A 24,990-nucleotide genomic window follows, 5' to 3' on the forward strand; every position below is an offset into this window, starting at 1 on the left:
CCGAGTATGCAGCCGGTCATCAACCCCAAGCACCCGGGTTTGGCGGTACGTGTCGCCGATCAGGGATTCGCTGCGTATATCTGGGGCAGTGACTTCAGTTTTGAGGTCCGGGCCTACGCGGTCGCAGAGCTCAATAAGCCGGTGGATCAGTGGTCGCTGGAAACCATTACGCCCTACCGCAAGTGCTATGGCATCGACCCGGAGGAGTTTGCCAGTTACCAGAACGCGGTAGACAGTGCGATTTTCATGGCGTTTCTCGACGATCACCCGGTGGGGCACATCGTGATCAGCACTAACTGGAACGGTTTTGCCCATATCGATGAGCTGGCAGTGCACGCCCCGGCGCGTCGCCACGGGGTGGCCAAGGCGTTGCTGGATGTCGCGCAGTTCTGGAGTTGCAAGAAGAAACTGCCGGGCATCATGCTGGAGACGCAGAATAACAACCTGGGTGCCTGTCGATTGTATGAGCGATGCGGTTATGTGATCGGCGGCATCGATCATCTGCGTTATCGCGGCATTGACCCGCAAACCGCTGAGGTCGCGTTGTTCTGGTATCGGCTGTTCGATAACCCGTTGGACAGTCCGATCAGCCCGCCAGCATCGCCTCGGCTTGTTCCTTGATGATCTCCAGTAAGGCCTGGGCCGCAGGCGCTATCGCGGCATTGTTCAGGGTCAAGGCGTAAAGGCTGATCGGAACGGCCGGCGAGAGCGGGCAAACGTCCAGTCCGCTGGCTTTGGCGCCGATCGCGGTAAACGGATCGACAACGGCCAGGCCTTCGCCGGCCTCGACCATGCTGCGCATCATCTGATGGGTCTGAACCCGGGTTTGCACCACCGGTGCCGGGCGCAAGGCGTGTAGTTTGCTCTCGAACATAACGCTGAGCGGGTCGTGGCCTTCGAGCCCGACCATCGACTGGCCGGCCAGGTCCTGCACGGAAATGTATTTTTGCTTGGGTTGCAGCCAGCCATGAGGCGCCAGAAGCTGGAGTTTGCCTTGGGCAATGATCTGACACTGAATGTCGGGGTGGTCGGGGTCGTGCAGGCTCAAGCCGAGATCGCTTTCACGCAGCAGCAGACTTCTGACGATGTCACGCGTGGGTTGGCTGAGCAGGGAGCAGGGTGCATCCGGGAAGCGTCGACGCAGGGTGGCAATGCCTTGTGGCAACAAGTGCTGCGCCAAAGGGGGCGTGCAAATGATCCGCAACGGCGGCGCCAGGTACTGTTTGAGGCTGTTGGCCAGCCGCTGCACCGGTTCGAGCGCGTCAAAGACGTGAGCAATCTCGACCTGCAACTCCCGCGCCTCACGGGTAGCCTGCAAACGCCCGCGTACGCTGGCAAACAGCATGAAGCCGAGCTGTTCCTCGGCTTCGCGCAGAATCCCCTCGACCTCGGCCACCGGCAATTGCAGCATCTCGGCAGCGGTGCCCAGATGACCGGTTTGCAGGAGTGCCTGGATCACTTCGATATGACGTAAACGCATGCGTGAAGTCCATGTTCAGCAGGTGAGGGGTCAGTGACTGAATCCTAACCCAAGTCCGTGCCTATGACTTCAGCTCATAACACAGGGTTATGAGGCGACGGTGGTTTCCGGCAAGCTTCCGACATAAGTGTCGGGTTCACGAACGATGGTGACTTCCGACTGAATCAATAGAAACTGGTTGTCATCGAGCTTCTTGATGCGATCGCCAATGGCCAGCTTATAGGTGGTGACAGGCTCCGTGCTGCCGAAACCGTCTGCCGACGGAGTGGATTCCTGGAACTCATGCACTGAATAAACACGGCCTTCCGCATCTCTTGCATGGAATTGTCCGACGAGTACTGCTGCCATCTGCTTAGAACCTCTGGAGATAAGTCACTCAATTTGCGGTTCTGTAGACCGTCGATAAGCTTGGTAAGTTTTCCTACAGGAAAAAAATAGTGTTTAACTGCCATTCCGCGACAAGGAACACATTGAAGTGCTGCCGAATCATCTATAACTACAGGCTCCTTTAGCCAGATAGTCGGGAACTCCCAATGAGCAAGGTCTATACGATTGCTGTCCTGGTTGGCAGCTTGAGAAAACAGTCGATCAACCGCAAAGTCGCGCTGGCGCTGGCTGAACTGGCTCCGGCAAACCTCAAGCTGAACATCGTCGAGATTGGCGACCTGCCGCTCTACAACGAAGACATCGACGTAACCCCGCCGGCAGCCTACAGCACTTTCCGCGAACAGGTGAGGTCATCCGACGCGGTGCTGTTCGTGACGCCGGAATATAACCGCTCGGTGCCTGCCCCCCTGAAGAACGCTATCGACGTCGGTTCCCGTCCTTATGGCAAGAGTGCCTGGGGCGGCAAACCGGGGGCGGTGATCAGCGCTTCGCCCGGCGCTATCGGTGGTTTCGGTGCTAACCACCATTTGCGTCAATCCATGGTGTTTCTCAATGTGCCTTGCATGCAGCAACCGGAAGCCTACCTGAGCAACGCCGGTACGGCGTTCGATGAGTCGGGCAACGTGTCCGACTCGGTCAGGCCGTTTTTGCAGAGTTTCATCAATGCCTACGCCGAGTGGGTCGAGCAATTTAAAAAGGATTGATCGGTCGGGGGCCAGTGCTTGCGCTTCGGAAGCGCTGGCCAGTCGACTAATGATCGAGCCACTGGATGTTGGACAGCCACACGACAAGGAGTCTGAACAATGCAAAGCCTGGGCACGGTCACACGGCTGATCATCCGTAAAAACGTCATCGACCAGAATCGTCTCGTGCGTGAGCAGCGCAGCCTGATTCCGGCGGTTGGTGAAGTGATCCTGAAGATTGATCGCTGTGCTCTGACCACCAATAACATCACCTACGCTGCCTATGGCGAGTCGATGAATTACTGGGGGTTCTTTCCGACGGGGCAATCGGAATGGGGCCACATCCCGACCTGGGGTTTTGCCGATGTGCTCGCCTCCGAAGTCGATGGCATTACGGTAGGGGAGCGCTTTTACGGGTACTTTCCACTGGCCAGCCATCTCTGGGTGCGTCCAGATCGAGTGACCGAACGCGGTTTTCATGACGCCGTCGAGCATCGTCAAACATTGAACTCGGTTTACAACCAGTACACCCGTTGCAGCTGGGATCGGTACTACAGCCCTGCGAATGAAAACCTGCAAATGCTGCTCAACCCGCTGTTTTTGACGTCATTGATGTTGGCAGACTTCCTACAGGACAATCAGTTCTTCGGTGCGACGCGCGTGGTGTTCTCCAGCGCTTCGAGCAAAACCGCTTTCGGCACGGCTATTTGTCTGGAGGACCAGTCGAATCTGGAACGCGTGGCACTGACATCGGCCGGGAACAAGGCGTTTGTTGAGCATCTTGGGTGTTACGAACGCACGCTCGGGTACGCCGAGTTGGCGTCGTTGCCCACTGACCGTCCGACCTTGTACGTGGATTTCTCTGGCCGTCTGGATTTACGCGATCAGGTGCATCAGCATTTCGCCGGGCAATTGGTTTACAGCTGCGCTGTAGGTTCTACCCAGAGCACGGATGAGGCGCAACTGAGCGCTATAACAGGGCCGCAGCCGGCGTTTTTCTTCGCACCGATCCAGATTCGCAAACGCAATGCCGAATGGGGAGCGCAGCGGCTTATCGAGTACATCGGTGAGGGCGGGCAGAAGTTTCATCGGCGAGTGACGGCACCGGCCAATCCATTGCTCAGGGTGGTGGAGAGTGGTGGGCTTGAAGCGGCGCAAACGGTGATTTCGCGGCTGTTTCACGGGCAGGTCGCGCCGATCGAGGGGCATGTGATTCGTTTGTGAGGCTCTAGGGGGTGCGTGCAATACGGTTTATTCGCTTTACCCTATATTCGAAATTCCATATATTCGCGCTTCGTTTGTTCAGGCGCATTCACTTCCATGTCCGATTCCTGCAATCCCGTCGATGTGTTCAAGGCATTGGCCGATGACACCCGCAGTCGTATCGCGTTGCTCATCGCCAAAGAGGGTGAGCTGTGCGTGTGCGAGCTGACGGCGGCGCTGGACCTGAGTCAGCCAAAAATTTCCCGTCACCTGGCGCAATTGCGCAGTCATGGCTTGCTGGCGGACCGTCGTCAGGGGCAATGGGTTTTTTATCGCCTGCACCCGCAATTATCTCCGTGGGTCGTGACGTTGTTGCACGGCGCGCTGGCAGCCAACGGCGCATGGCTTGGCACTGATGTCGCGCGACTACAGGCGATGGATGATCGTCCGGTCCGTTGCTGCTGATTCTCCCTACACCTTTTTACCTCTTGCTCAAGGCTGTTTCGCATGCTGATCGCGTCGTTGATTTTCCTCCAGACCATTACCCTGGTGATCTGGCAACCCAAAGGCCTCGGCGTCGGCTGGAGTGCGGTGCTGGGTGCCGTGTTGGCGCTGCTCTGCGGGGTGGTACAGGTCAGCGACATTCCGCTGGTATGGGACATCATCTGGAACGCCACCGGGACGTTTGTGGCGCTGATCATCATCAGCCTGCTGCTGGATGAAGCGGGTTTCTTTGCCTGGGCGGCGTTGCATGTGGCTCGCTGGGGGCGCGGTAACGGGCGCAAGCTATTCGCTTACATGATATTGCTCGGGGCGCTGGTATCGGCGTTGTTCGCCAATGATGGTGCAGCGTTGATCCTCACGCCCATCGTGATTTCGATGCTGCTGGCCTTGCGATTCTCTCCGACGGCGACGCTGGCGTTCGTGATGGGTGCCGGGTTTATCGCCGATACCGCGAGCCTGCCGCTGGTGGTGTCGAACCTGGTGAACATCGTCTCCGCGGACTTCTTCCACATCGGGTTCAACCGTTATGCAGCGGTCATGGTGCCGGTCAACCTGGTGGCCGTCGCGGCGACGCTGGCGGTGTTGCTGTGGTTCTTCCGACGGGACGTTCCTGCCGATTACGACCTGGAACAACTGGAAGACCCGAAGACCGCGATTCATGACAAGGCAACCTTCGTTGCCGGTTGGTGGGTGCTGGTGATTTTGCTGCTGGGCTGTTTTGCCCTGGAGCCATTGGGGATTCCCATCAGCGCGATCTCGGCGGTGTGCGCGGCATTGCTGTTGGCTATCGCTGCCCGTGGGCACAGGATTTCCACACGCAAGGTGATGAAAGAAGCCCCGTGGCACATCGTGATTTTTTCCCTGGGCATGTACCTGGTGGTTTATGGCTTGCGTAATGCCGGGTTGACCACGTACCTGGCCGGTTGGCTGGACGTGTTCGCGGACTACGGCGTGTGGGGCGCCGCCATGGGCACCGGGCTGCTGACCGCGCTGTTGTCGTCGATGATGAACAACCTGCCGACGGTGTTGATCGGGGCGTTGTCGATCGATGCCAGCCAGGCCACCGGGGTGGTGAAAGAGGCAATGATCTACGCCAATGTGATCGGCAGCGACCTGGGGCCGAAAATCACCCCGATCGGTAGCCTCGCGACCTTGCTTTGGTTGCACGTGCTGGCGCGCAAGAATATCCAGATTGGCTGGGGGTATTACTTCAAGGTCGGGATTGTGCTGACAGTGCCGGTGTTGCTGGTGACCCTGGCGGCGTTGGCGTTGCGCCTGTCTATCTAGACCGTGTCGGCCCTATCGTGAGCAGGCAGGTTCGGACGGTACAAGACTTAACCCTGGCCCGGTACGTTCGGCCACAAATCGGCCACCAGAAACAATCGCTCGGCTTCTTCCCAGTCACCGTCGTTGTTTTCAGTCAGGCGTACCAGCAACTGCGCAGGTGCCTGCGGGTCGAGTCCGCTCAGCCAGGTCTCCAGTTGCGTGCGGTCCCAGGTGTGCTCGGCAAGATAGTGGGCGGGCGCGAGCCAGGCGTGCCGTGGCAAGGGTTGCCAGCGGCCGGGTGGGCTCTGGGCGATAAAGTGTGCCCAGTCTCGCTGATGCAGCCAGCGCCCTTTGAGGTGCTGCGGATGGGCACAGTCGGGTGATTGGGTTTGGCCAGGCCATGGGTACAGCAGATAACCGCCCAGCCACAGGTGTGCGCTGAACCGCAGGATGTCCAGTGCGGCCAACGCTTCGCGGCTTTCGGAGCGCGCGGAGATTGGCAGTTGATGGTGGGTCAGGTGCGCCAGCTTGCGGTCCAGTCGGTCATGGCAGCCCGGGCCAAGCCACTGGGCAGTGTCGTGGCCTTCGCCGTTCTGTGGGCCCAGATACAACTTGATCGCCAGTTCCAGGTGATGCACGCCATCGCGGTCACGCAGCAGCATGTCCAGCTCGCCCAGCGTGTGACCCTCGCGGCGGATCGGCAGGTTGGCGGCAATCAGCTCGACCCCCGGCGCATGCTGCACGGCAAACTGCCAGAGGCGTTCGTAATACAGGCCCAGGCGACGAGTCGGGCCGAGTGCCAGCCAGCGCTGCAGCTCACGGCTGTCCTGATCGAGCTGACGCAGCCAGTGTTCCAGTCGTTCGGGGGCTTGTACCCAGTCGCTGCCGGCCAGTGGATGGCGTTGTGGCCAGGGTGTTTCGCTGAGCATCGGAGGCGCGAGGATGACCCAAGCCAGGTCGCGCACTTCGGGATGGCGCAACTGGCGGGGCAGGGCGAGCAAGCCAGGAAATAAGGTCATGTTGCGAGCATAGCGCTTTGGCTCGCGGCTGAAAGGATTTTGTCTACGGCCCGCTTTCGCCCATAATCGTGTTTTTCGCCGGCGCAGACCAAGCGTCGACAGATCCTGACTAGGAGCCCCATGGAGCAATTTCGCAATATCGGCATCATCGGTCGCCTGGGCAGTTCACAGGTGCTGGATACCGTTCGCCGACTGAAAAGATTCCTGCTTGACCGGCACTTGCATGTGATTCTCGAGGACACCATCGCCGAAGTCCTGCCTGGCCATGGCCTGCAAACCTCATCGCGCAAGATGCTCGGCGAAGTCTGTGACATGGTGATTGTGGTGGGCGGTGACGGCAGCCTGCTGGGCGCCGCTCGGGCATTGGCACGGCACAACATTCCGGTGCTGGGGATCAACCGCGGCAACCTGGGCTTTCTGACCGACATCCGCCCGGATGAGCTCGAAGTCAAAGTCGCCGAAGTGCTCGACGGGCACTATCTGGTCGAAAACCGCTTCCTGTTGCAGGCCGAAGTTCGCCGTCACGCCGAGGCCATCGGCCAGGGTGATGCGCTGAACGACGTGGTGCTGCACCCCGGCAAGTCGACGCGGATGATCGAGTTCGAGCTGTACATCGACGGCCAGTTCGTCTGCAGCCAAAAGGCCGACGGCCTGATCGTCGCCACACCCACCGGTTCCACGGCCTATGCGCTCTCGGCAGGTGGCCCGATCATGCATCCCAAGCTCGATGCCATTGTGATTGTGCCGATGTACCCCCATACCTTGTCAGGAAGGCCGATTGTGGTCGATGGCAATAGCGAGCTGAAAATCGTCGTGTCGAAGGATATGCAGATTTACCCGCAAGTCTCCTGTGACGGGCAGAACCACTTCACCTGCGCCCCCGGCGACACCATCACTGTGAGCAAGAAGGCGCAGAAACTGCGGCTGATTCATCCGCTGGACCACAACTACTACGAAGTCTGCCGGACCAAGCTTGGCTGGGGCAGCCGGTTGGGCGGTGGAGGCGACTGATGCTCGATCCCGCGCGTAGCTACGACCTGATCGGTGACGTGCACGGTTGCGCTCATACCCTTGAGCATTTGCTGGACCGACTCGGGTATCACAAGCAAGCCGGCGTCTGGCGCCATCCGTCACGCATGGCCGTGTTTCTCGGGGATATCATCGACCGCGGCCCGCGGATTCGCGAAGCGCTGCACATCGTTCACGACATGGTCGCGGCCGGTCAGGCGCTGTGCATCATGGGCAACCATGAATTCAATGCCCTTGGCTGGAGCACGCCAGCGCCGCCCGGCAGTGGCAAACAGTATGTGCGTGATCACACGCCACGGCATGCGCGCCTGCTCGACGAAACCCTGACTCAATTTGCCAATCACCCGGCGGACTGGCATGACTTTCTTGCCTGGTTCTACGAGATGCCGTTGTTTGTCGATGCCGGGCGCTTCCGGGTCGTCCACGCCTGCTGGGACGGTGGCCTGATCGACGTGCTGCGCGCGCAACACCCTGATGGCTGCGTCGATGAGCACTTTGTCCAGGCGGCGGCGGTTTCCGGCAGTTTCGCCTGCATGGCTTTCGACCGCTTGCTGCGCGGCACCGACATGCGCCTGCCGCACGGCTTGACCATGACCAGCGGCGACGGTCTGACGCGCTCGTTCTTTCGCACCAAATTCTGGGAAGACAACCCGCAAACCTATGGCGATATTGTGTTCCAGCCAGATGCCTTGCCAGAGTCCGTGGCTCGCACGCCGCTGTCGCCGGTAGAAAAAGATAACCTGTTGCGCTACGGCATCGACGAACCGCTGTTGTTTGTCGGGCACTACTGGCGTAGCGGCAAACCGGCGCCGATCCGCCCGAACCTGGCCTGCCTGGATTACAGCGCGGTGTTGTACGGCAAGCTGGTTGCCTATCGGCTGGACCAGGAAACCCGTCTCGATCCACACAAATTTGTCTGGGTCGATGTTGAACGGCCAGAGGTATTGCGATGAGTGTTGTTGCTGTTTTGCGTCTGCCGCTGGCGGTGGACCTGAGTGGTTTCGTCAAATTGCTGCAACGCATGCACGTGCCGCATCGGGTTAGCGAAGAAGCCGGTGAACAGGTGCTGTGGGTGCCGGACGCGATCAGCGAAGACGTGCGCTCGTTGTACGAACGGTTTCCTGCGGGCGATCCCGAGCATCAACTGGATATCCCGGCCGCACAAGCGAACCTCCAGCGTCCGGGGTTCGTCGAGCAACTGCGCCACAGCCCGATGACGGCGCTGATTCTGCTGCTGAGCATGATCGTCGGCGCGGTGACGTTGCTCGGCGAGAACCTCGATACCATGCGCTGGCTGACGTTCCTCGAGTTTCGTGTGGTGGGCGAATACATCCACTTCACGCCGTTGGCCGACAGCCTGGCAGCGGGGCAGTGGTGGCGTCTGGTGACGCCGATGCTGATCCACTTCGGCGTTCTCCACCTGGCCATGAACGGCATGTGGTACTGGGAACTGGGGCGGCGTATCGAGTCGCGTCAGGGCAGTATCAACCTGCTGGGGCTGACGTTGCTGTTCAGCCTGGTGTCGAACTATGCCCAATATTATTACGGCGGCGCGACCTTGTTCGGCGGCCTGTCCGGAGTGCTTTACGGCCTGCTCGGGCATTGCTGGATCTACCAGTTGCTGTCGCCGAACCCGGCGTATCGCCTGCCTCGCGGGGTATTGGTGATGATGCTGGTGTGGTTGCTGCTGTGTATGTCGGGGCTGATCTCGATGATCGGCTTCGGTGAAATTGCCAATGCGGCGCACGTCGGCGGGTTACTCGTCGGATGCCTCACCGGTTTGTTGGGCGGCTTGTACAGTCGCCGTAAACTTGCCGCCTAAATTGTGCTGTGAATAACGAGCGCGGAGACCTGATGTCCTCTTTTAACGAAATGATCAAAAACATCACGCCGGAAATTTACCAGAGCCTGAAGCTGGCGGTAGAGATCGGCAAGTGGTCCGACGGCGGCAAACTGACTGCCGAGCAGCGCGAGCTGTCGTTGCAGGCGATGATTGCCTGGGAAGTACAGAACCTGCCCGAAGATCAGCGCACCGGCTACATGGGGCCGCAGGAATGCAGTTCGAAGTCGATCACTGTGCCGAATATCCTGTTCAAGTCGGATGCCATCCATTGATCGAGATTGGCCGCGGTGCAATCAGCAAGATGTCGGCACGCCTTGACGCGTCGGCGGTGCAATACGCTTTTCGCCTGGGCGATACCGAGGTGCCGGTCAATCCCATGATCGGCAGCACGGTTCGCCTGGAATACCTGGGGGCGATCCACTGCATCCATTGCGGACGCAAAACCAAAACCAGCTTCAGCCAAGGTTACTGCTACCCGTGCATGACCAAACTGGCGCAGTGCGATGTCTGCATCATGAGCCCCGAGCGTTGCCACTATGACGCCGGCACTTGCCGTGAGCCGGCCTGGGGCGAGCAGTTCTGCATGACCGACCACGTGGTGTATCTGGCCAATTCGTCGGGCGTCAAGGTCGGGATCACCCGCGCCACTCAGTTGCCGACCCGCTGGCTCGATCAGGGCGCCAGCCAGGCATTGCCGATCATGCGCGTGTCGACCCGTCAGCAATCCGGCTTCGTCGAAGACCTGTTCCGCAGTCAGGTGGCCGACAAGACCAACTGGCGCGCCTTGCTCAAGGGCGATGCGGCTCCGGTTGACCTGAAACAGATTCGTGATCAACTCTTCGCAAGCTGTGCCGAGGGCGTGCAAGGACTGCAGGAGCGCTTCGGTCTGCAAGCGATTCAACCGGTATTTGATGTCGAGCCGATTGAAATCCGTTACCCGGTCGAGCAGTACCCGGCCAAGATTGTCAGCTTCAATCTGGACAAGAACCCGATTGCCGAAGGCACGCTGTTGGGGATCAAGGGTCAATACCTGATCTTCGATACCGGCGTGATCAATATTCGTAAATACACGGCCTACCAGCTCGCCGTGCATCAGTAAAAGGACTCCAGCATGCGCACCGAACAACCGAAGATGATCTACCTGAAGGACTATCAGGCGCCCGAGTACCTGATCGACGAGACGCACCTGACCTTCGAGTTGTACGAGGACCACAGCCTGGTCCATGCGCAACTGGTGATGCGCCGCAATCCTGCCCGCGGCGCTGGCCTGCCGCCGTTGGTGCTCGATGGTCAGCAACTGGAGCTGCTGTCGGTCGCCCTGGGCGACACCGAGCTCACTGCCGGTGACTATCAATTAACGGAAAATCACCTGACCCTGCACCCGACCAGTACAAGCTTTACGGTCGACACCAGCGTCAGGATTCACCCGGAAACCAACACCGCGCTGGAAGGCCTGTACAAGTCCAGCGGCATGTTCTGCACCCAGTGCGAGGCCGAGGGCTTTCGCAAGATCACCTATTACCTCGACCGTCCGGACGTGATGAGCAAGTTCACCACCACGGTGGTCGCCGAGCAGCACAGCTACCCGGTGCTGCTGTCCAACGGCAACCCGATTGCCAGTGGTCCGGGCGAAGACGGTCGGCACTGGGCGACCTGGGAAGACCCGTTCATGAAACCGGCCTACCTGTTCGCGTTGGTGGCCGGTGACTTGTGGTGCGTCGAAGACACCTTCACCACCATGACCCAGCGCAGTGTGGCGCTGCGCATTTACGTCGAGCCGGAAAATATCGACAAGTGCCAGCACGCCATGAACAGCCTGAAGAAGTCCATGCGCTGGGACGAAGAAGTCTATGGCCGCGAGTACGACCTGGACATCTTCATGATCGTGGCGGTCAACGACTTCAACATGGGCGCGATGGAGAACAAGGGTCTCAATATCTTCAACTCCAGCTGCGTGCTGGCCCGTGCCGAAACCGCGACCGACGCCGCGCACCAGCGGGTTGAAGCGGTGGTTGCCCACGAATACTTCCACAACTGGTCGGGCAACCGCGTGACCTGCCGCGACTGGTTCCAGCTGTCGCTGAAGGAAGGGTTCACGGTGTTCCGTGACGCCGAGTTCTCTGCCGACATGCACTCGCGCACGGTCAAGCGCATCGAGGACGTGGCCTACCTGCGCACTCACCAGTTCGCCGAAGATGCCGGCCCGATGGCCCATGCGGTGCGCCCGGATGCGTTCATCGAGATTTCCAACTTCTACACCTTGACTGTCTACGAGAAAGGTTCGGAAGTGGTGCGCATGATCCGCACCTTGCTCGGTGCTGAAGGTTTCCGCAAAGGCAGCGACCTGTATTTCGAGCGTCACGATGGCCAGGCAGTCACCTGCGACGATTTCATCAAGGCTATGGAAGATGCCAACGGCGTCGACCTGACCCAGTTCAAACGCTGGTACAGCCAGGCCGGTACACCGCGTCTGGCGGTGAGCGAGTCTTACGATGCGGCGGCCAAAACCTACAGCCTGACCTTCCGTCAGAGCTGCCCGGCGACCCCGGACAAGGTTGAAAAACTGCCGTTCGTGATTCCGGTCGAACTGGGCCTGCTGGACAGCAAAGGCACGGCGATCGCGCTGCGCCTGGCCGGTGAAGCGGCTGCTGACGGGACCTCCCGCGTGCTGTCGGTAACCGAAGCCGAGCAGACTTTCACCTTCGTCGATATTGCTGAACAACCGTTGCCCTCGTTGCTGCGCGGTTTCTCGGCGCCGGTGAAACTGAGCTTCCCATACAACCGTGATCAGTTGATGTTCCTGATGCAGCACGACAGCGACGGCTTCAACCGTTGGGAAGCCGGCCAACAATTGTCGGTGCAGGTGTTGCAGGAACTGATCGCTCAGCATCAAGCGGGTCAGGCATTGGTGCTCGATCAGCGATTGATCAGTGCATTGCGCACGGTGCTGGCGGATGAATCCCTGGATCAGGCGATGGTCGCCGAAATGCTCTCGCTGCCAAGCGAGGCCTACCTGACCGAAATCAGCGAAGTGGCAGACGTTGACGCGATTCACGCGGCCCGTGAGTTTGCCCGCAAGCAACTGGCGGATAACCTGTTCGACGTACTGTGGCTGCGTTATCAGACCAATCGTGATCTGTCGAAGCAAACCCCTTACATCGCTGCAGCCGAGCATTTCGCCCGTCGTAGCCTGCAAAACATCGCACTGTCGTACTTGATGCTGAGCAGTAAGCCAGAATTTCTGGTGATGGCATCGACGCTGGAGCAGTTCGAGACTAGCGACAACATGACCGAGCGTCTGACCGCATTGGCGGTGCTGGTGAACTCGCCGCACGAGGCTGATAAGGCCAAGGCACTGGCCAGTTTCGCCGAGCACTTCAAGGACAATCCGCTGGTCATGGACCAATGGTTCAGTGTGCAGGCCGGCAGCACGTTGCCGGGTGGTTTGCAGCGGGTTCGGCAGTTGATGAAGCACCCGGCGTTCAACATCAAGAACCCGAACAAGGTGCGGGCACTGGTCGGTGCGTTTGCCGGGCAGAACCTGATCAACTTCCATGCGGCCGATGGTTCGGGGTATCGATTCCTTGCGGATCTGGTGATCGAGCTGAACGGCTTCAACCCGCAGATCGCTTCCCGCCAATTGGCGCCTCTGACGCGCTGGCGCAAATACGACAGCGCCCGTCAGGCGTTGATGAAGGCAGAGCTGGAGCGCATTCGCGCTTCGGGTCAGCTGTCCAGCGATGTGTTTGAGGTGGTCAGCAAAAGCCTGGCCTGATGCAACCACCGCTCCCGCAGGTGTTCACCCGAACCCTGTGGGAGCGAGCTTGCTCGCGAAGGCGGCCTGACAACCGCCCCATCTCTTGCGTATGTACACCAATCAAAACTGTGGGAGCCGAGCTTGCTCGCGATGGCGGCCTTATAGCCGACCAATCTCTTGCAGGTGTACATATCCATTCCTGCGGTAACGGCTACTTACGGTTTCGCTCTTACAGCGACTCCCTTTGGCAAACGCCCCAAAGGAAGCAAAGGTCTTCGCCCCAAGCGTACGGCTTGTCGCTAAAGCTCCAAGTTCTCTCGCTCCGGCATTCATCAGGGGGCATCGCCTACGGTCTGCTTCGCGACGACCTCCTCTCGATGTGTCCGGCTGCGCCGTACGGCGCTGCGCGCCCACCCCCCGATGAACACCTCCACTCGGCCTGCCGAAGGGGCGGGTGGATCAAAAGCAAGATCAAGATCAAAAGCCAAAGCTCAAACCTGTGTGTCGGAAATTTCAGCTTGCTTGCTGATTCACATCCTCCTCCCGAATGCCTTGTCATTCAGCGACTGTCCGGAATTCCCCCCAGTTAACAAAAGATAACGTGGCGTTGATTGTCAGACCTTTCGAAAGCTGGATAGGATAGGCCAGCTTCCGAAGGGGCTCTAGATTGCGTGTTTCAGGACTATGCTCCAAAAACGCTCAATCGCGACGAGCAGCCCTGCGGCGCCCTGAAAGGTTGAACGACCTAACAATAATAATGGGGGAAAGGTCTATGAGTGAGCCTGTCATGGGTGTGGGTTTTTGCCGCCCGCCGGCGCTACGCAGATTCGCGTTGCTGGCTACAGCGCTCTCGCTGTTGGGTTCTGCTGCGCTGTCGGCACCCGTCCTGGCCGCAGACGCACCGGCGTCCGATACGGTCTATTCGATTGAATCCGCGAAGTCCGCCAAGGGCCTGATGCTTGATGTTGCGCATGCAGGCAAGCGATTGGTGGCCGTCGGCGATCGTGGCCACATTTTGTATTCCGATGACCAGGGCCAGACCTGGACCCAGGCCAAAGTGCCCAGTCGGCAACTGCTGACTGCGGTGTATTTCGTCGATGACAAGCATGGCTGGGCTGTCGGTCATGACGCGCAAATTCTCGCCAGTGAAGACGGTGGCGTTACCTGGATCAAACAATTTGAAGACTTGAAGCGCGAAGCGCCGCTGCTGGCTGTCTGGTTCAAGGATCTCAGCACAGGTTTTGCCGTGGGCGCTTACGGCGCTCTGCTGGAAACCACTGACGGTGGAAAGAACTGGGCGGACGTCGGCGATCGCCTCGATAACCCGGATCAGTACCACCTCAACGCTATCGCGGCCGTCAAGGATTCCGGGCTGTTCATCGTGGGCGAGCAGGGCAGCATGTTCCGTTCCCCTGACTGGGGGCAAACCTGGGAACGCCTTCAAGGTCCGTATCAGGGGTCGCTGTTCGGGGTGATCGGCACCGCCAAACCGGCGACATTGCTGGCCTACGGTCTGCGCGGCAATCTATTCCGTTCCACTGACTTTGGCAGCACCTGGGAGCAGGTCGAGCTCAAGGCTGCACGCGGTGCGCTAGAGTTCGGTCTGTCCGGTGCGACCTTGCTTGACGACGGCAGCATCGTGATCGTCGGCAATGGCGGCAGCGTGGTGCGTAGCAGCGACGACGGCGTGACCTTCAGCGTATTCAACCGTCCCGACCGCATTTCCGTTTCGGCGGTCACGGCGGCGGGCAATGGCAACTTGATTCTGGTAGGACAGGGCGGCGTTCGCGCTACTTCGCCAATCGGCGCCGAGCTGGGCAAATAATAAGAAGGCGGAGCTATGACATCCATGAGCAGTCATCATCAGGACAAGGCGACGTTTCTCGAGCGCCTGATTTTCAACAACCGCCCGGCAGTGATCGTCATCTGCCTGCTGGTCAGCATGTTCCTGTTCTGGCAGGCAACGCTGATCCGGCCGTCCACCAGCTTCGAAAAAATGATCCCGCTCAAGCATCCTTTCATCGAGAAGATGCTTGAACACCGCAACGACCTGGCCAACCTCGGCAATACCGTGCGTATTTCCGTGGAAGCCACCGATGGCGACATCTTCTCCAAGGAGTACATGGAGACCCTGCGCCAGATCAACGACGAGGTGTTCTACATCTCCGGTGTCGACCGTTCCGGCCTCAAGTCGCTGTGGAGTCCGAGCGTGCGCTGGACCGAAGTGACCGAGGAGGGTTTTGCCGGCGGCGAAGTGATTCCGCAGAGCTACAACGGTTCGGCCGACAGCCTCGATCTGCTGCGTAACAACGTACTCAAGTCCGGTCAGGTCGGGCGACTGGTATCCAACGATTTCAAATCGAGCATCGTCGATATTCCGCTGCTGGAGTCCTACCCGGACCCGCAGGACCAGGGCAAGTTGCTGGCGCTGGACTACCAGAAGTTCTCCCACGAACTTGAAAACAAGATCCGCGACAAGTTCGAAAAACAGAACCCCAACGTACAGATCCACATCGTCGGTTTTGCCAAGAAGGTCGGTGACCTGATTGACGGCCTGATCATGGTGGTGATGTTCTTCGGCGTGGCGTTCGTCATCACCCTGATCCTGTTGTTGTGGTTCACCAACTGCCTGCGCAGCACCGTGGCGGTGTTGAGCACCACCCTGGTGGCGGTGGTCTGGCAGCTCGGGCTGATGCACGCGTTCGGTTTTGGTCTGGACCCGTATTCAATGCTGGTACCGTTCCTGATCTTCGCCATCGGTATTTCCCACGGCGTGCAGAAGATCAACGGGATTGCCTTGCAGTCCAGCGAGGCCGACAACGCCCTGACCGCCGCCCGGCGTACGTTCCGTCAGCTGTTTCTGCCGGGGATGATTGCGATCCTCGCGGATGCGGTGGGCTTCATTACCTTGCTGATCATCGATATCGGGGTGATTCGTGAGCTGGCCATCGGCGCGTCCATTGGCGTGGCGGTGATCGTGTTCACCAACCTGATCCTGCTGCCGGTAGCGATTTCCTACGTCGGCATCAGCAAACGTGCGGTCGAGCGCAGCAAGAAAGATGCAATCCGCGAGCATTCGTTCTGGCGTCTGCTGTCGAATTTTGCCAGCTCGAAAGTCGCCCCGGTCTCGATCCTGCTGGCGCTGATCGCCTTCGGTGGTGGCCTCTGGTACAGCCAGAACCTGAAAATCGGCGACCTTGACCAAGGTGCGCCGGAGCTGCGTCCGGACTCGCGCTATAACCAGGACAACAATTTCATCATCAAGAACTACTCCACCAGCTCCGATGTGCTGGTGGTGATGGTCAAGACCAAGGCGGAAGGCTGCTCGCGTTACGAAGCCATGGCGCCAATCGATGAACTGATGTGGAAGATGCAGAACACCGAGGGCGTGCAGTCGGCGATTTCCCTGGTGACCGTCTCCAAGCAGATGATCAAGGGCATGAACGAGGGCAACCTGAAGTGGGAAACCCTGTCGCGTAACCCCGACGTGCTGAACAACTCCATCGCCCGTGCCGATGGCCTGTACAACAACAGTTGCTCGCTGGCGCCGGTGCTGGTGTTCCTCAACGACCACAAGGCCGAAACCCTCGACCGTGCGGTGCATGCGGTGCAGGACTTCGCCAAGGAGAACAACAAGGACGGTCTGGAGTTCATCCTGGCTGCCGGGAACGCCGGGATCGAAGCGGCCACCAACGAGGTGATCAAGGAATCGGAGCTGACCATCCTGGTGCTGGTGTACATCTGCGTGGCGACCATGTGCATGATCACCTTCCGTTCCTGGGCGGCGACCTTGTGCATCGTGCTGCCGCTGGTGCTGACCTCGGTGCTGGGCAACGCGCTGATGGCGTTCATGGGCATCGGCGTGAAAGTCGCGACCTTGCCGGTGGTGGCGCTCGGGGTAGGGATTGGCGTGGATTACGGCATCTATATTTACAGCCGCCTGGAAAGCTTCCTGCGTGCCGGCTTGCCGCTGCAAGAGGCGTACTACCAGACCCTGAAATCCACCGGTAAAGCGGTGCTGTTCACCGGTCTGTGCCTGGCCATCGGCGTGTGCACCTGGATCTTCTCGGCGATCAAGTTCCAGGCTGACATGGGGTTGATGCTGACCTTCATGCTGCTCTGGAACATGTTCGGTGCGCTGTGGCTGTTGCCGGCGCTGGCACGGTTCCTGATCAAGCCAGAGAAACTGGCGGGGCAGAAGGGTAATTCATTGTTCGCTCACTGATTTCAATGCTTGAAAAAACGCAGCCTGGGCTGCGTTTTTTTATCAGTCCGCTGTTGGTAGAGGGGGTTCCAGTTTAAGGAACAGCTCCTGATCCAGGGGCGGTTTGATCACCGCTTTATCCAGATTGACCACCGCACGGTTGTTTGCAAGGGCTATTTCGATCAGTTGCTTGCGCGTCATGAAGCGCTCTGCAGGCCGCTTCAAATGGCCGAAGTTATGTTGCGAAGCTGGCGTATCGACGGCGGAGTAGTGGAAATGCGCATACCAAAAGACCTTGGTTGTGTTTTTTTCACGCACCGCATACTCGGTGAGATAGTCACCGGCCTTGGTGGGGACGCGACTGCTGACCAGGTTGATATCGACAAAGCCGTGCTTCCACAGATAGGCGATATTGGAGGCTTTGGGAAGCTGTTGCTTGTACCCTTCGCTGCAAACCTCGCGGGCCAGTTTCGTCGCGGTGTTTGCTTCCTCAAGGTAGATATTTCTCAGCGCTGCGGCGTTTGCATCAGTGCTGTAGTCACGCTGGATTTCCCCGGCCAGGGTTTCGAGTTTGTGCGCATGCTGGATCAGCATGTCATTCCAATCCAGCGGGCTGAGGTCTTCGCGTCGCGTGGGATCCTGAAGTTTTCTCTGTTGGGCGCGTATCGTACGTTCAATACCGGCCCTTTGGGCCATCACGGTTTCTGCATCCTTTTTGATCGCGTTAAACGAGCGAACTGCAGGTGCTGGGGCGGGTTCCGTTGGCCTTGCTGGGACCACCTCAACCCAAACCCCTTCATTGGCGTGTTCAAGGTACGTGGCAACGGTCTGGCCGGTACTTGGGTCTTTGATGTCGACAAAACTGCCCGGGGTCTCGGACTGGGGCGGTCGCAGATCGCCCACCAGGCTGCCCTTGCTGGTCTTGATGACTTTTTTGCTGGACGTCTTCGCCCTGGTGGGTTTGTCGGTGACTGGTGCAGGGGCGAACCCTTCGTCTACGAGGATCAAGTCGGCCAGTTGTGCCTCAAGGCTGGAACGGGTCTCACGAAATTGCTCCAGAAAAGGCGTTCGATATTCGACACGCAAGTAACCTGAATTCATATCACTTAATGAATTGAAGGCGTTCTCGATACGCTCGTAGTGCTCCAGAATATCCTTGAGGACCACCGTCTGCTCGATTGCCGAGTAACCTGAACTGGAGCGCATTTCCGAATGCGCAAGTATGCTTCGAGTTATTTGAGGGTCCAGGAGTTGTTGAGCGAAGGAAAACTCTGTCTGCTCTCGAGGGCGGTAGCTGCGATCAAGCGCTAACTCGAGAAGCACCAGCAATTCGGACAGTTTCAAGGGGGCCGGGGAGATATATTGATCTATAGGCGACACGCTTAACAGATACTGACGCAGAGCAGGATCAGCTTGATTGAAGAGCGTTTCTATTTCGTGGGCTACCGGAATTTGTTTTTGTTCTATCTCAAGCAAGGCCTTTGTATTGTTGAGGAACGTCTCATAGGCGGTCGTGATGCCTCGACTCAACTCATCGTTGATACGGATGCTCAGTTCATCGACGTTCTCACCGCTCTCCAGTTCCAGCAGGTCCAGGCGAGCTTTAACCAGTAAGTCATAGACGGTGGTCCAACTATTAAATTCGTGCATGGCCGCTGCGTTGCGGTTTTCCAGGTGATCCTTGTTCGTTATGTTGGCTGCCATTTGCTCGGTACGCTTCTCGACTAGCTTGTGTATCACAGGCGCAAGCGCTGCGACGGCTTCCTGGTGTTTTTGGAGTGCGATGTGCATGCCTAGCTTGACGCGCGCCGTTTCGGACCGTTGTTCCTCATAACGTCCGATGTACTTGTCTTTCTGTTCAGGAGTCGCTTTAGCGAGGATCTCCCACAACAGCCTTAAGATTTTCTTCTGCTTATCCAGTTCTTTGCGGGCTTTAATCACTGTTTCCCTGGCTTCCCGTGCAGCCGTAACCAGTGGCTGGGCTTGTAATCTGAGAGCCTCCGCGTGGGCAGTTAACTCATCCAGATGAGTTTGATTTCCGCCTTTCCATCGTTGGACCCTTTCTTTGGGCATACCGCCCTCCAACCTTGCCCCGCGATCCAGACGCCAATGCCCCAGGCCATCGCTGGCAAGCTTGAAACCGGGATGGTGCGGGCGCTCGGGATCGACCAGGTAAACATCCCCGAAGCCGGTTTCGATGCTGACCTGAAAGAGCAATCCACCGACACTGGCATGCCATGTACTGCCGATCCGGTACAGCCCCTTCAAGGGGCCGCCGGCCTCGGGGTTCGGCAGGGACTCGGGCCAAGGCACACGGACTTCGAGCAAAGCGTTCAGCAACTTCGCGCTTGCCTTGGGGCTGGCAATGGAGCGGCTGAAATCCAATGTGGTGTGTCCTGTCGCCGGGGGTTCACCAGGTAGCGCCGCCGGGCCATGTCGGACCACTGGAGCGCCTTCCTGATGGGGCAGGCCTGCGGGGTGGCGCCAGGACGCCAGGTGCAGGGCGCTGTCTTCCGGCGCCGGTTCTGTCAATGGCTGTCGGGTTCCGTTGGATGGCGTGGCGGCGTGCAGCAGCACCATCGCGGTATTGAGCAACAGGTCGATCAACGCCTGCTCCCGGATGGTCGGGTCATCGCTGTCGAGACCTGCCAGGTCCTGTTCCAGACTGCTGACCAACACCAGGAACCAACCCGCCAACATGGCCGGCCCTTGTACCAGCGGTAATAGCAAGGTATTGAACAGCAGCCACGCACCTTCCATCACAATGGCCCAGCGACTTTCGCTGTTGGACACCGAATCCCGATCGGCCAGGTCTACCAGCGCCTGTGCGGTGCTGTCGAACAAATGGTTGAGCAGCGTGCCGTTGACGTGTGACTGAAGCCATTCTTCAGCCCCCTCATCAACGGCCAGGGTTGCGGGTGCCGGTTTTTCATAGGGTCCGAACTCGTCCCCGATCGTGAAGTGAACGATGTGCGGCTCTTTGATTCCGCCGTGGTCATAAATGGGGCGAGCCTTGTCTGTCAGCCAGGTCAGCACGCTGTTCTGCAGGTCGCCGGGTGCGGCAATGGCATTCAGCAAGTCCTGGCGGGTCGGGTATTCGTACAGGGAGTCGGCGTACAGCGGCCGATAAAGCAGGTGCGGGCCGACGTTTGTGTCGCGGGGTTCGATAATAAAGATGTTGTTCGCTGTATCGGGTGTGGCACCAGCTTTTCTGCACAGGGCCAGTGGCCGCAGGACGATCTCCTGGCCGTCGACGGTTCTGTCCGAGGCCGTTTCACCCAGCAGGGCCTTCACATAGTGGTAGCCCTTGGCAGAAACCCGGTACTGGTTCCTGATCTTGTATTCCAGCGTCTGCATCGGCAACTGGACCTTGAGTTCGCGAGCAAACAGCGTTTCCCGTCGCCGGGCGTCGGCAGTGTCGGAAAGCAGCAGATCCTTGATTTTCTGCGGGTAGGTCGTGCCGATGTCAACGCACTGGATCAGTCCATTGCCGCCCAACACGTAATCTTCATTCAGCCAGTGCGGGAGTGTCTTGCCACTTTTGGAGGAAAGCTTCAGGGTGCCTTTGGGTTTGCCGGCGAGATTCTTCAGGGCCAGTTCCGTCAGCGACATTCGCACGTGGCCGATAATGCCTGCGCCGCCGGGGTAGCCGGCGGCCACGGAGAAGTCCAACACCACATCGTCGGGATCATAGTCACCATGATCTGTTTGCATCTGCTTGCGCAACGCATTGCGGCAAAAGCTGTGGATGTTTTCAATGCCTTCGTTGAATGAGCGCCCCTGGTTCTGCTTCAACACTTGGGCCATGTCCTGCAAATGACGATGGTAGGCAAAACGGTCGCCGGCGTCGGCTTGCTTGATCCACTCGGGCAGTTGATTGCTCACCTGCTGGAGCCGGGCAGGAGCAGCTTCGGGCACGTTGGAAAAAAGCAGCGCCGGATCCGTGAGTTTTTCCAGGCGGCGCTCAAGCGCTCTTTCGCTTTGCCCCTGAAACGTCAATGTCCCCAAGTCTTCGAGTTGCTGATTGAGGATCAGGGCAGCCTGTTGTTCGAATACATTGCCGTCGGGCTCGTTGCGCCTCCAGGTGACGCTGTCGAACTGGAACTGGCGCTGCATCCGGATGCCCCAGGCTTCGCTGAAGGCATCGATGGAGTCAAACGACTCGATAGTCCCGGCCACGCTGTACAGCAGCACCTGTTTGTCACGTACCAGCAGCAGGTCCGGTGTCAACAGGCGCAGTTCTTTCCCGACTCTGGTGAGCGTGGTTTCGATGAAATAGGCATCAGAGCCGGACGAGCGTTTGAGCCGTTCCGGCCAGGTAGCGATGAGTGACAGCATGTCCCGTTGTGTCTGGGTCAGGTCTGCGCGCGTCGCGGCAGCGGTCATCTGTCCGTTAAGGAACTCGCCGAGCCATTGCCAGCAACTGTTGCCCTGGACGTCGGCCTCGCTCCAGTAGTCGGCCAGCGCCTGCTGGAAATAAATGTAGATCGTTGATGGCAGCGCGGCGATGATTTCGGCAATGACCTGCATGTCGATGAGATAGGGCGGGGCCGGGGTCTTCAGGCGGCTGGGTATTTTTTGAGTCAGGTAGAACGGCAGTTCGCGCCGTGGGCTCAGATCCAACAGTTGCGGGTTCAGTACATGTTCAATAGCGACATTGAGCAATAGTTGGAATGTCCAGCCTCCAGATGAGTTGGGGCTGGCCAGTTTGACGGAGCGCAGGTCCAGTTCCAGGGTTGGATAGTGTTCCAGAATCTGGTCGCGCAGGGCATTGAAAACCACTGAAAACAGCGCCGGGCGATGGGCGAAACGTTTATGAATTGCCTGAGCGGCCAATTGGCTCGGAAGCGTGGATAATGCGGGGGTGTTCGGGTCGGGCATGATGAAATCCTTTTTCCTGTTTTAATCCGGTGCCTTCGTGGCTGTCGGGATAGCGGACCGGTAATGGGCCCAGCACAGGAAATCGCATTTCGTCGTCGTGAGTGCGGTATTGGGATATAGCAGATGATGTTAATTGAACGTCCGCTTTCATCAGCAGGCCCACTCCCGCATTGCGCTATCATTGCGTTTTTCCAACTCAAAGATTGACTGCCATGACTGCCGAAACTCTTCTCAACGCTCTCGAACACTGCGCCATGGTCGAAATCGATGGCTTGCACGCCTTCGAATTCGCTCTCGACGAAGACGACAATCTGCACATCGAATGCATGGACGGCCGAGCGGCCAAACATTGGGAGTTCACCCCGGCTCAGGTTGAGGCTGCGACCTTCGATCAAGGCCTGCAGAGCTGGCTGATCGTCGGCGATTCCGGCGAGCATCGTCTGGTCTGCGTGGACGCGTTCGGCGGTAGCGACGACGAAGACGAAACCAATGAAGATGCGTAACCTCTGGCCACTGTTGATGGCCGGCAGTTTCGGCGCGATGGGGGTGCAGGCCGCCCCCGCCGACCTCCATGAACTGCTGATCGGCACCTACACCCAAGGCCAGAGCCAGGGGATCTACCGACTCAAATTCGACAGCCAGAGCGGTCGTCTCGACGCGACGCCGTTGCAGGTGGTCAAGAGTGCCAACCCGTCATGGCTGACCTTGTCCAGCGATCAGCGTCGACTGTTTGTGGTCAACGAGAATGGTCCGGGGCAAGCCGACCCGGTAGGGCGCGTCAGCAGTTTCGCCGTTGAGCCGAACACCCATGCGCTGAGCCTGATCGGTCAGGTACAGAGCCTGGGCAACGAGCCGACCCATTCCAGCCTGAGCGCTGACGGCAAGTACCTGTTTGTCAGTAATTACTCGGTGGCCGAAGACCCGGGTGGCAACCTGGCGGCATTGCCGGTGAGCGCCGATGGCAAGCTGGCGCTGCCGGTGCAACTGAGCAGCCATCAGCCGAGCCGGATCAATCCCGAGCGGCAGCTGTCGGCGCACGTGCATTCGACAGTGTCCTCGCCGGACGGTCAGTACGTGTTTGCCAATGACCTGGGCGCCGATAAGATCTTTGTCTATCGCTATGACCCCAAGGCCAATCCAGAGCGACCGCTGACCGCAGCCACACCAGCTTCGGTTCAGTTGCCGCCGGGCAGCGGGCCGCGGCATTTGCTGTTCAGTGGTGACGGCAAGCACGCGTACCTGACCCTGGAAATGAGCGCCCAAATCGCGGTGTTCGATTATCAGGCCGGCAAACTGACCCAGCGGCAGATGGTCGACCTGGCAGCCGGCAAGCCCCAGGCGCAAAAAGCTGCCGCTGCGTTGCACGCCTCGGCAGATGGCAAGTTCCTCTACGTCAGCAACCGTGGCACCGCCAACGAGTTGCTGGTGTTCGCCATCAATCCGGCCAGTGGCGAGCTCAAGGAGCTTCAGCGCCGCTCGGTGGAGGGGGATCACCCGCGTGAGTTCAGCCTCGATCCGAGCGGCAAGTTCGTGCTGGTCGCCAACCAGAAGAGCAACCAGATCGTCATCATCGAGCGTGATGTGAAGACCGGTCTGCTGGGCAAAACCGTGCAAAAACTGCCGTTCGACTCACCCAGCGATATCAAGTTCTTCTTGCGTCAATAAGCTGCAGGCCCCGTGCGCCGGGGCCTGCGCGGTTCTATTAATCTGAGTGATATCCGCTACTGCTGCAAAAGATTTCAAGAGCGCCAACCCTCGGGCGTAAGTTTGCTTCACGGTCTACACCGGCAAAAGCCAACTGAATCTACGAGGGTTACCGCCATGAACTTCAATCTCTTCTCCGTGATTGCCGCATCCGCCATCTCAGCCAGCGTTGCTCTGCCAGCCAGTGCAAACACTGAGATCAGCTCGAAAAAATCCGGCACCCACAGCTACACCCAGAAATACCTGCAACAAAGCGCCAACTTCTACGCCGCGCTGGATCACAAGATCCAACACTGAGATTCAAACCCTGCTGACTTTATGCAGGAGCGAAGTCACTTGATCCGATCGGCGATCCTTTCGCTGGAAAGACCAGAGTGATGTCGCTCCTGCATAAAGTATTTGCGACTCCGCAGCCCAATCAGCACAAATACCGCGTGTAATATCACATGGCCATGTGTTTAAATTTGACGCTAATTTATTGACCCAATCTTTCCCAAGGATCGATGACATGGCGATGCGTCTGGCTGTGGTACTGCTGTTTCTCTATTCCACCCCGATTCTCTCGGCTGCCCGACCGGTCGACGGCGAGCTTGAAGCCGCGCACGAGCGTTTGATGAGCGTGTTGCAGGACTGAAAGTCGTCGGATTTTCGATCAATTAAACTGATGGCTACTATGCATAAAGGTCGCTATTCATAGCCGGTTATTTGATTGATTCTGTGGGCACTGAAACTTGCCCACGGAGAATCCCATGGCCAGCGCAATCCTTTCTTCTGCCAAACACGGCGCGTATGTAGCCATTGGTTTATACGTGGTGATGGTTCTGGTGGTCAGCCTTTCGGCTCAGTCGCAGCGCGTCATGCAAGCGCCGATTCAGGTCGCTTATCCCGCCATCCAGTTTGAACACGCGCAGCACGCCAGTGCTGAGCATTCCGACGTCGCGGGAGCCGTGGGGGTATGAAAGGGGCCATTCCGATGCTCGCGATGACGGACATTCAACATTGATATCAACTGTCATACCGCCTTCGCGAG

Annotated in this window: 22 protein-coding genes; 18 read left to right on the forward strand and 4 right to left on the reverse strand. The window is 58.6% G+C overall.

Annotated features, from left to right (window positions below):
* Positions 1–6 precede the first annotated feature (6 nt).
* On the forward strand, positions 7–621 hold the full coding sequence (locus tag FPT12_RS12440; protein WP_145016522.1) for a GNAT family N-acetyltransferase: 615 nt from the start codon (positions 7–9) through the stop codon (positions 619–621).
* Here FPT12_RS12440 and FPT12_RS12445 read toward each other — a convergent pair.
* Complete coding sequence (locus tag FPT12_RS12445; RefSeq protein WP_145016523.1) at positions 587–1,480, reverse strand: LysR substrate-binding domain-containing protein; 894 nt, start codon at positions 1,478–1,480, stop codon at positions 587–589. The genes FPT12_RS12440 and FPT12_RS12445 overlap by 35 nt on opposite strands.
* Positions 1,481–1,567: 87 nt before the next feature.
* Positions 1,568–1,828 carry a hypothetical protein gene (locus FPT12_RS12450; protein WP_145016524.1) on the reverse strand — a complete coding sequence of 87 codons (261 nt, stop codon included), beginning with the start codon at positions 1,826–1,828 and terminating at the stop codon, positions 1,568–1,570.
* 185 nt (positions 1,829–2,013) lie between these two features.
* On the opposite strand from FPT12_RS12450, the gene FPT12_RS12455 reads away from it, so the two are divergent.
* The 4 genes from FPT12_RS12455 (at position 2,014) to FPT12_RS12470 (ending at position 5,544) form a co-directional block, all read left to right on the forward strand.
* Positions 2,014–2,571, forward strand: coding sequence for an NADPH-dependent FMN reductase (locus tag FPT12_RS12455; protein WP_145016525.1), 558 nt, complete (start codon positions 2,014–2,016; stop codon positions 2,569–2,571).
* 99 nt (positions 2,572–2,670) lie between these two features.
* Complete coding sequence (locus tag FPT12_RS12460) at positions 2,671–3,774, forward strand: DUF2855 family protein (RefSeq protein WP_145016526.1); 1,104 nt, start codon at positions 2,671–2,673, stop codon at positions 3,772–3,774.
* Between the two features lie 96 nt (positions 3,775–3,870).
* The gene (locus FPT12_RS12465) at positions 3,871–4,218 is read left to right on the forward strand and encodes a metalloregulator ArsR/SmtB family transcription factor (RefSeq protein ID WP_019690616.1); all 348 of its coding nucleotides are present in this window, start codon (positions 3,871–3,873) and stop codon (positions 4,216–4,218) included.
* Between the two features lie 42 nt (positions 4,219–4,260).
* A complete protein-coding gene (locus FPT12_RS12470) occupies positions 4,261–5,544 on the forward strand; it encodes an arsenic transporter (RefSeq protein ID WP_145016527.1) in 1,284 nt (427 codons plus the stop codon).
* Positions 5,545–5,591: 47 nt separating this feature from the next.
* Here the strand turns inward: FPT12_RS12470 and FPT12_RS12475 are convergent, their stop codons facing one another.
* Positions 5,592–6,542: a DUF1853 family protein gene (locus FPT12_RS12475; protein ID WP_145016528.1), complete on the reverse strand. Its 951-nt coding sequence runs from the start codon at positions 6,540–6,542 to the stop codon at positions 5,592–5,594.
* A gap of 120 nt (positions 6,543–6,662) precedes the next feature.
* On the opposite strand from FPT12_RS12475, the gene FPT12_RS12480 reads away from it, so the two are divergent.
* The 8 genes from FPT12_RS12480 (at position 6,663) to FPT12_RS12520 (ending at position 17,396) form a co-directional block, all read left to right on the forward strand.
* Positions 6,663–7,553 (forward strand): NAD(+) kinase, encoded by an 891-nt coding sequence (locus FPT12_RS12480; RefSeq protein WP_019690613.1) that lies wholly within the window; start codon positions 6,663–6,665, stop codon positions 7,551–7,553.
* Positions 7,550–8,524: a metallophosphoesterase gene (locus FPT12_RS12485; RefSeq protein WP_178098740.1), complete on the forward strand. Its 975-nt coding sequence runs from the start codon at positions 7,550–7,552 to the stop codon at positions 8,522–8,524. The genes FPT12_RS12480 and FPT12_RS12485 overlap by 4 nt, the downstream gene beginning before the upstream one ends.
* Complete coding sequence (locus FPT12_RS12490; RefSeq protein WP_145016530.1) at positions 8,521–9,393, forward strand: rhomboid family intramembrane serine protease; 873 nt, start codon at positions 8,521–8,523, stop codon at positions 9,391–9,393. Before FPT12_RS12485 ends, FPT12_RS12490 begins: the two co-directional genes overlap by 4 nt.
* A 32-nt stretch (positions 9,394–9,425) precedes the next feature.
* Positions 9,426–9,686, forward strand: a complete 261-nt coding sequence (locus tag FPT12_RS12495; RefSeq protein WP_145016531.1) for a YeaC family protein — start codon at positions 9,426–9,428, stop codon at positions 9,684–9,686.
* Entirely contained in the window at positions 9,683–10,513 is an 831-nt protein-coding gene (locus FPT12_RS12500; protein ID WP_145016532.1) for a DUF2797 domain-containing protein, read from the forward strand. The genes FPT12_RS12495 and FPT12_RS12500 overlap by 4 nt, the downstream gene beginning before the upstream one ends.
* Before the next feature lie 12 nt (positions 10,514–10,525).
* Positions 10,526–13,189 carry an aminopeptidase N gene (gene pepN, locus FPT12_RS12505; RefSeq protein ID WP_145016533.1) on the forward strand — a complete coding sequence of 888 codons (2,664 nt, stop codon included), beginning with the start codon at positions 10,526–10,528 and terminating at the stop codon, positions 13,187–13,189.
* Between the two features lie 754 nt (positions 13,190–13,943).
* The gene (locus FPT12_RS12515; protein ID WP_145016534.1) at positions 13,944–14,996 is read left to right on the forward strand and encodes a YCF48-related protein; all 1,053 of its coding nucleotides are present in this window, start codon (positions 13,944–13,946) and stop codon (positions 14,994–14,996) included.
* A 24-nt stretch (positions 14,997–15,020) separates the two neighbouring features.
* On the forward strand, positions 15,021–17,396 hold the full coding sequence (locus FPT12_RS12520) for an RND family transporter (protein WP_371922546.1): 2,376 nt from the start codon (positions 15,021–15,023) through the stop codon (positions 17,394–17,396).
* A gap of 42 nt (positions 17,397–17,438) precedes the next feature.
* Here FPT12_RS12520 and FPT12_RS12525 read toward each other — a convergent pair whose 3' ends face one another.
* Positions 17,439–22,256 (reverse strand): dermonecrotic toxin domain-containing protein, encoded by a 4,818-nt coding sequence (locus FPT12_RS12525; protein ID WP_145016536.1) that lies wholly within the window; start codon positions 22,254–22,256, stop codon positions 17,439–17,441.
* Between the two features lie 212 nt (positions 22,257–22,468).
* Here FPT12_RS12525 and FPT12_RS12530 point away from each other — a divergent pair, with 212 nt between their 5' ends.
* The 5 genes from FPT12_RS12530 to FPT12_RS12545 all read left to right on the forward strand — a co-directional run bounded on the left by FPT12_RS12530 (position 22,469) and on the right by FPT12_RS12545 (position 24,919).
* On the forward strand, positions 22,469–22,759 hold the full coding sequence (locus FPT12_RS12530; RefSeq protein ID WP_145016537.1) for a DUF5629 family protein: 291 nt from the start codon (positions 22,469–22,471) through the stop codon (positions 22,757–22,759).
* Positions 22,746–23,921 (forward strand): lactonase family protein, encoded by a 1,176-nt coding sequence (locus FPT12_RS12535; protein ID WP_145016538.1) that lies wholly within the window; start codon positions 22,746–22,748, stop codon positions 23,919–23,921. The genes FPT12_RS12530 and FPT12_RS12535 overlap by 14 nt, the downstream gene beginning before the upstream one ends.
* A gap of 156 nt (positions 23,922–24,077) precedes the next feature.
* Positions 24,078–24,257: a hypothetical protein gene (locus FPT12_RS12540; protein ID WP_054597153.1), complete on the forward strand. Its 180-nt coding sequence runs from the start codon at positions 24,078–24,080 to the stop codon at positions 24,255–24,257.
* A gap of 211 nt (positions 24,258–24,468) precedes the next feature.
* Positions 24,469–24,594 carry a hypothetical protein gene (locus tag FPT12_RS27960; protein WP_256676719.1) on the forward strand — a complete coding sequence of 42 codons (126 nt, stop codon included), beginning with the start codon at positions 24,469–24,471 and terminating at the stop codon, positions 24,592–24,594.
* 115 nt (positions 24,595–24,709) lie between these two features.
* Positions 24,710–24,919, forward strand: a complete 210-nt coding sequence (locus FPT12_RS12545; protein WP_123584962.1) for a hypothetical protein — start codon at positions 24,710–24,712, stop codon at positions 24,917–24,919.
* The last annotated feature ends 71 nt before the right edge of the window (positions 24,920–24,990 follow it).

It is taken from the genome of Pseudomonas sp. H3(2019) (assembly GCF_007713465.1).
Lineage (GTDB): Bacteria > Pseudomonadota > Gammaproteobacteria > Pseudomonadales > Pseudomonadaceae > Aquipseudomonas.

Bases quoted from the DNA above. Each gene is read 5' to 3' on its own strand.
- FPT12_RS12490 (WP_145016530.1), top strand. From the start codon at position 8,521: ATGAGTGTTGTTGCTGTTTTGCGTCTGCCGCTGGCGGTGGACCTGAGT.
- FPT12_RS12480 (WP_019690613.1), top strand. From the start codon at position 6,663: ATGGAGCAATTTCGCAATATCGGCATCATCGGTCGCCTGGGCAGTTCA.
- FPT12_RS12460 (WP_145016526.1), top strand. From the start codon at position 2,671: ATGCAAAGCCTGGGCACGGTCACACGGCTGATCATCCGTAAAAACGTC.
- FPT12_RS12530 (WP_145016537.1), top strand. From the start codon at position 22,469: ATGACTGCCGAAACTCTTCTCAACGCTCTCGAACACTGCGCCATGGTC.
- FPT12_RS27960 (WP_256676719.1), top strand. From the start codon at position 24,469: ATGGCGATGCGTCTGGCTGTGGTACTGCTGTTTCTCTATTCCACCCCG.
- FPT12_RS12440 (WP_145016522.1), top strand. From the start codon at position 7: ATGCAGCCGGTCATCAACCCCAAGCACCCGGGTTTGGCGGTACGTGTC.
- FPT12_RS12445 (WP_145016523.1), bottom strand. From the start codon at position 1,480: ATGCGTTTACGTCATATCGAAGTGATCCAGGCACTCCTGCAAACCGGT.
- FPT12_RS12470 (WP_145016527.1), top strand. From the start codon at position 4,261: ATGCTGATCGCGTCGTTGATTTTCCTCCAGACCATTACCCTGGTGATC.
- FPT12_RS12450 (WP_145016524.1), bottom strand. From the start codon at position 1,828: ATGGCAGCAGTACTCGTCGGACAATTCCATGCAAGAGATGCGGAAGGC.
- FPT12_RS12495 (WP_145016531.1), top strand. From the start codon at position 9,426: ATGTCCTCTTTTAACGAAATGATCAAAAACATCACGCCGGAAATTTAC.
- FPT12_RS12465 (WP_019690616.1), top strand. From the start codon at position 3,871: ATGTCCGATTCCTGCAATCCCGTCGATGTGTTCAAGGCATTGGCCGAT.
- FPT12_RS12545 (WP_123584962.1), top strand. From the start codon at position 24,710: ATGGCCAGCGCAATCCTTTCTTCTGCCAAACACGGCGCGTATGTAGCC.
- FPT12_RS12515 (WP_145016534.1), top strand. From the start codon at position 13,944: ATGAGTGAGCCTGTCATGGGTGTGGGTTTTTGCCGCCCGCCGGCGCTA.
- FPT12_RS12475 (WP_145016528.1), bottom strand. From the start codon at position 6,542: ATGACCTTATTTCCTGGCTTGCTCGCCCTGCCCCGCCAGTTGCGCCAT.
- FPT12_RS12535 (WP_145016538.1), top strand. From the start codon at position 22,746: ATGAAGATGCGTAACCTCTGGCCACTGTTGATGGCCGGCAGTTTCGGC.
- FPT12_RS12455 (WP_145016525.1), top strand. From the start codon at position 2,014: ATGAGCAAGGTCTATACGATTGCTGTCCTGGTTGGCAGCTTGAGAAAA.
- pepN (WP_145016533.1), top strand. From the start codon at position 10,526: ATGCGCACCGAACAACCGAAGATGATCTACCTGAAGGACTATCAGGCG.
- FPT12_RS12520 (WP_371922546.1), top strand. From the start codon at position 15,021: ATGAGCAGTCATCATCAGGACAAGGCGACGTTTCTCGAGCGCCTGATT.
- FPT12_RS12540 (WP_054597153.1), top strand. From the start codon at position 24,078: ATGAACTTCAATCTCTTCTCCGTGATTGCCGCATCCGCCATCTCAGCC.
- FPT12_RS12525 (WP_145016536.1), bottom strand. From the start codon at position 22,256: ATGCCCGACCCGAACACCCCCGCATTATCCACGCTTCCGAGCCAATTG.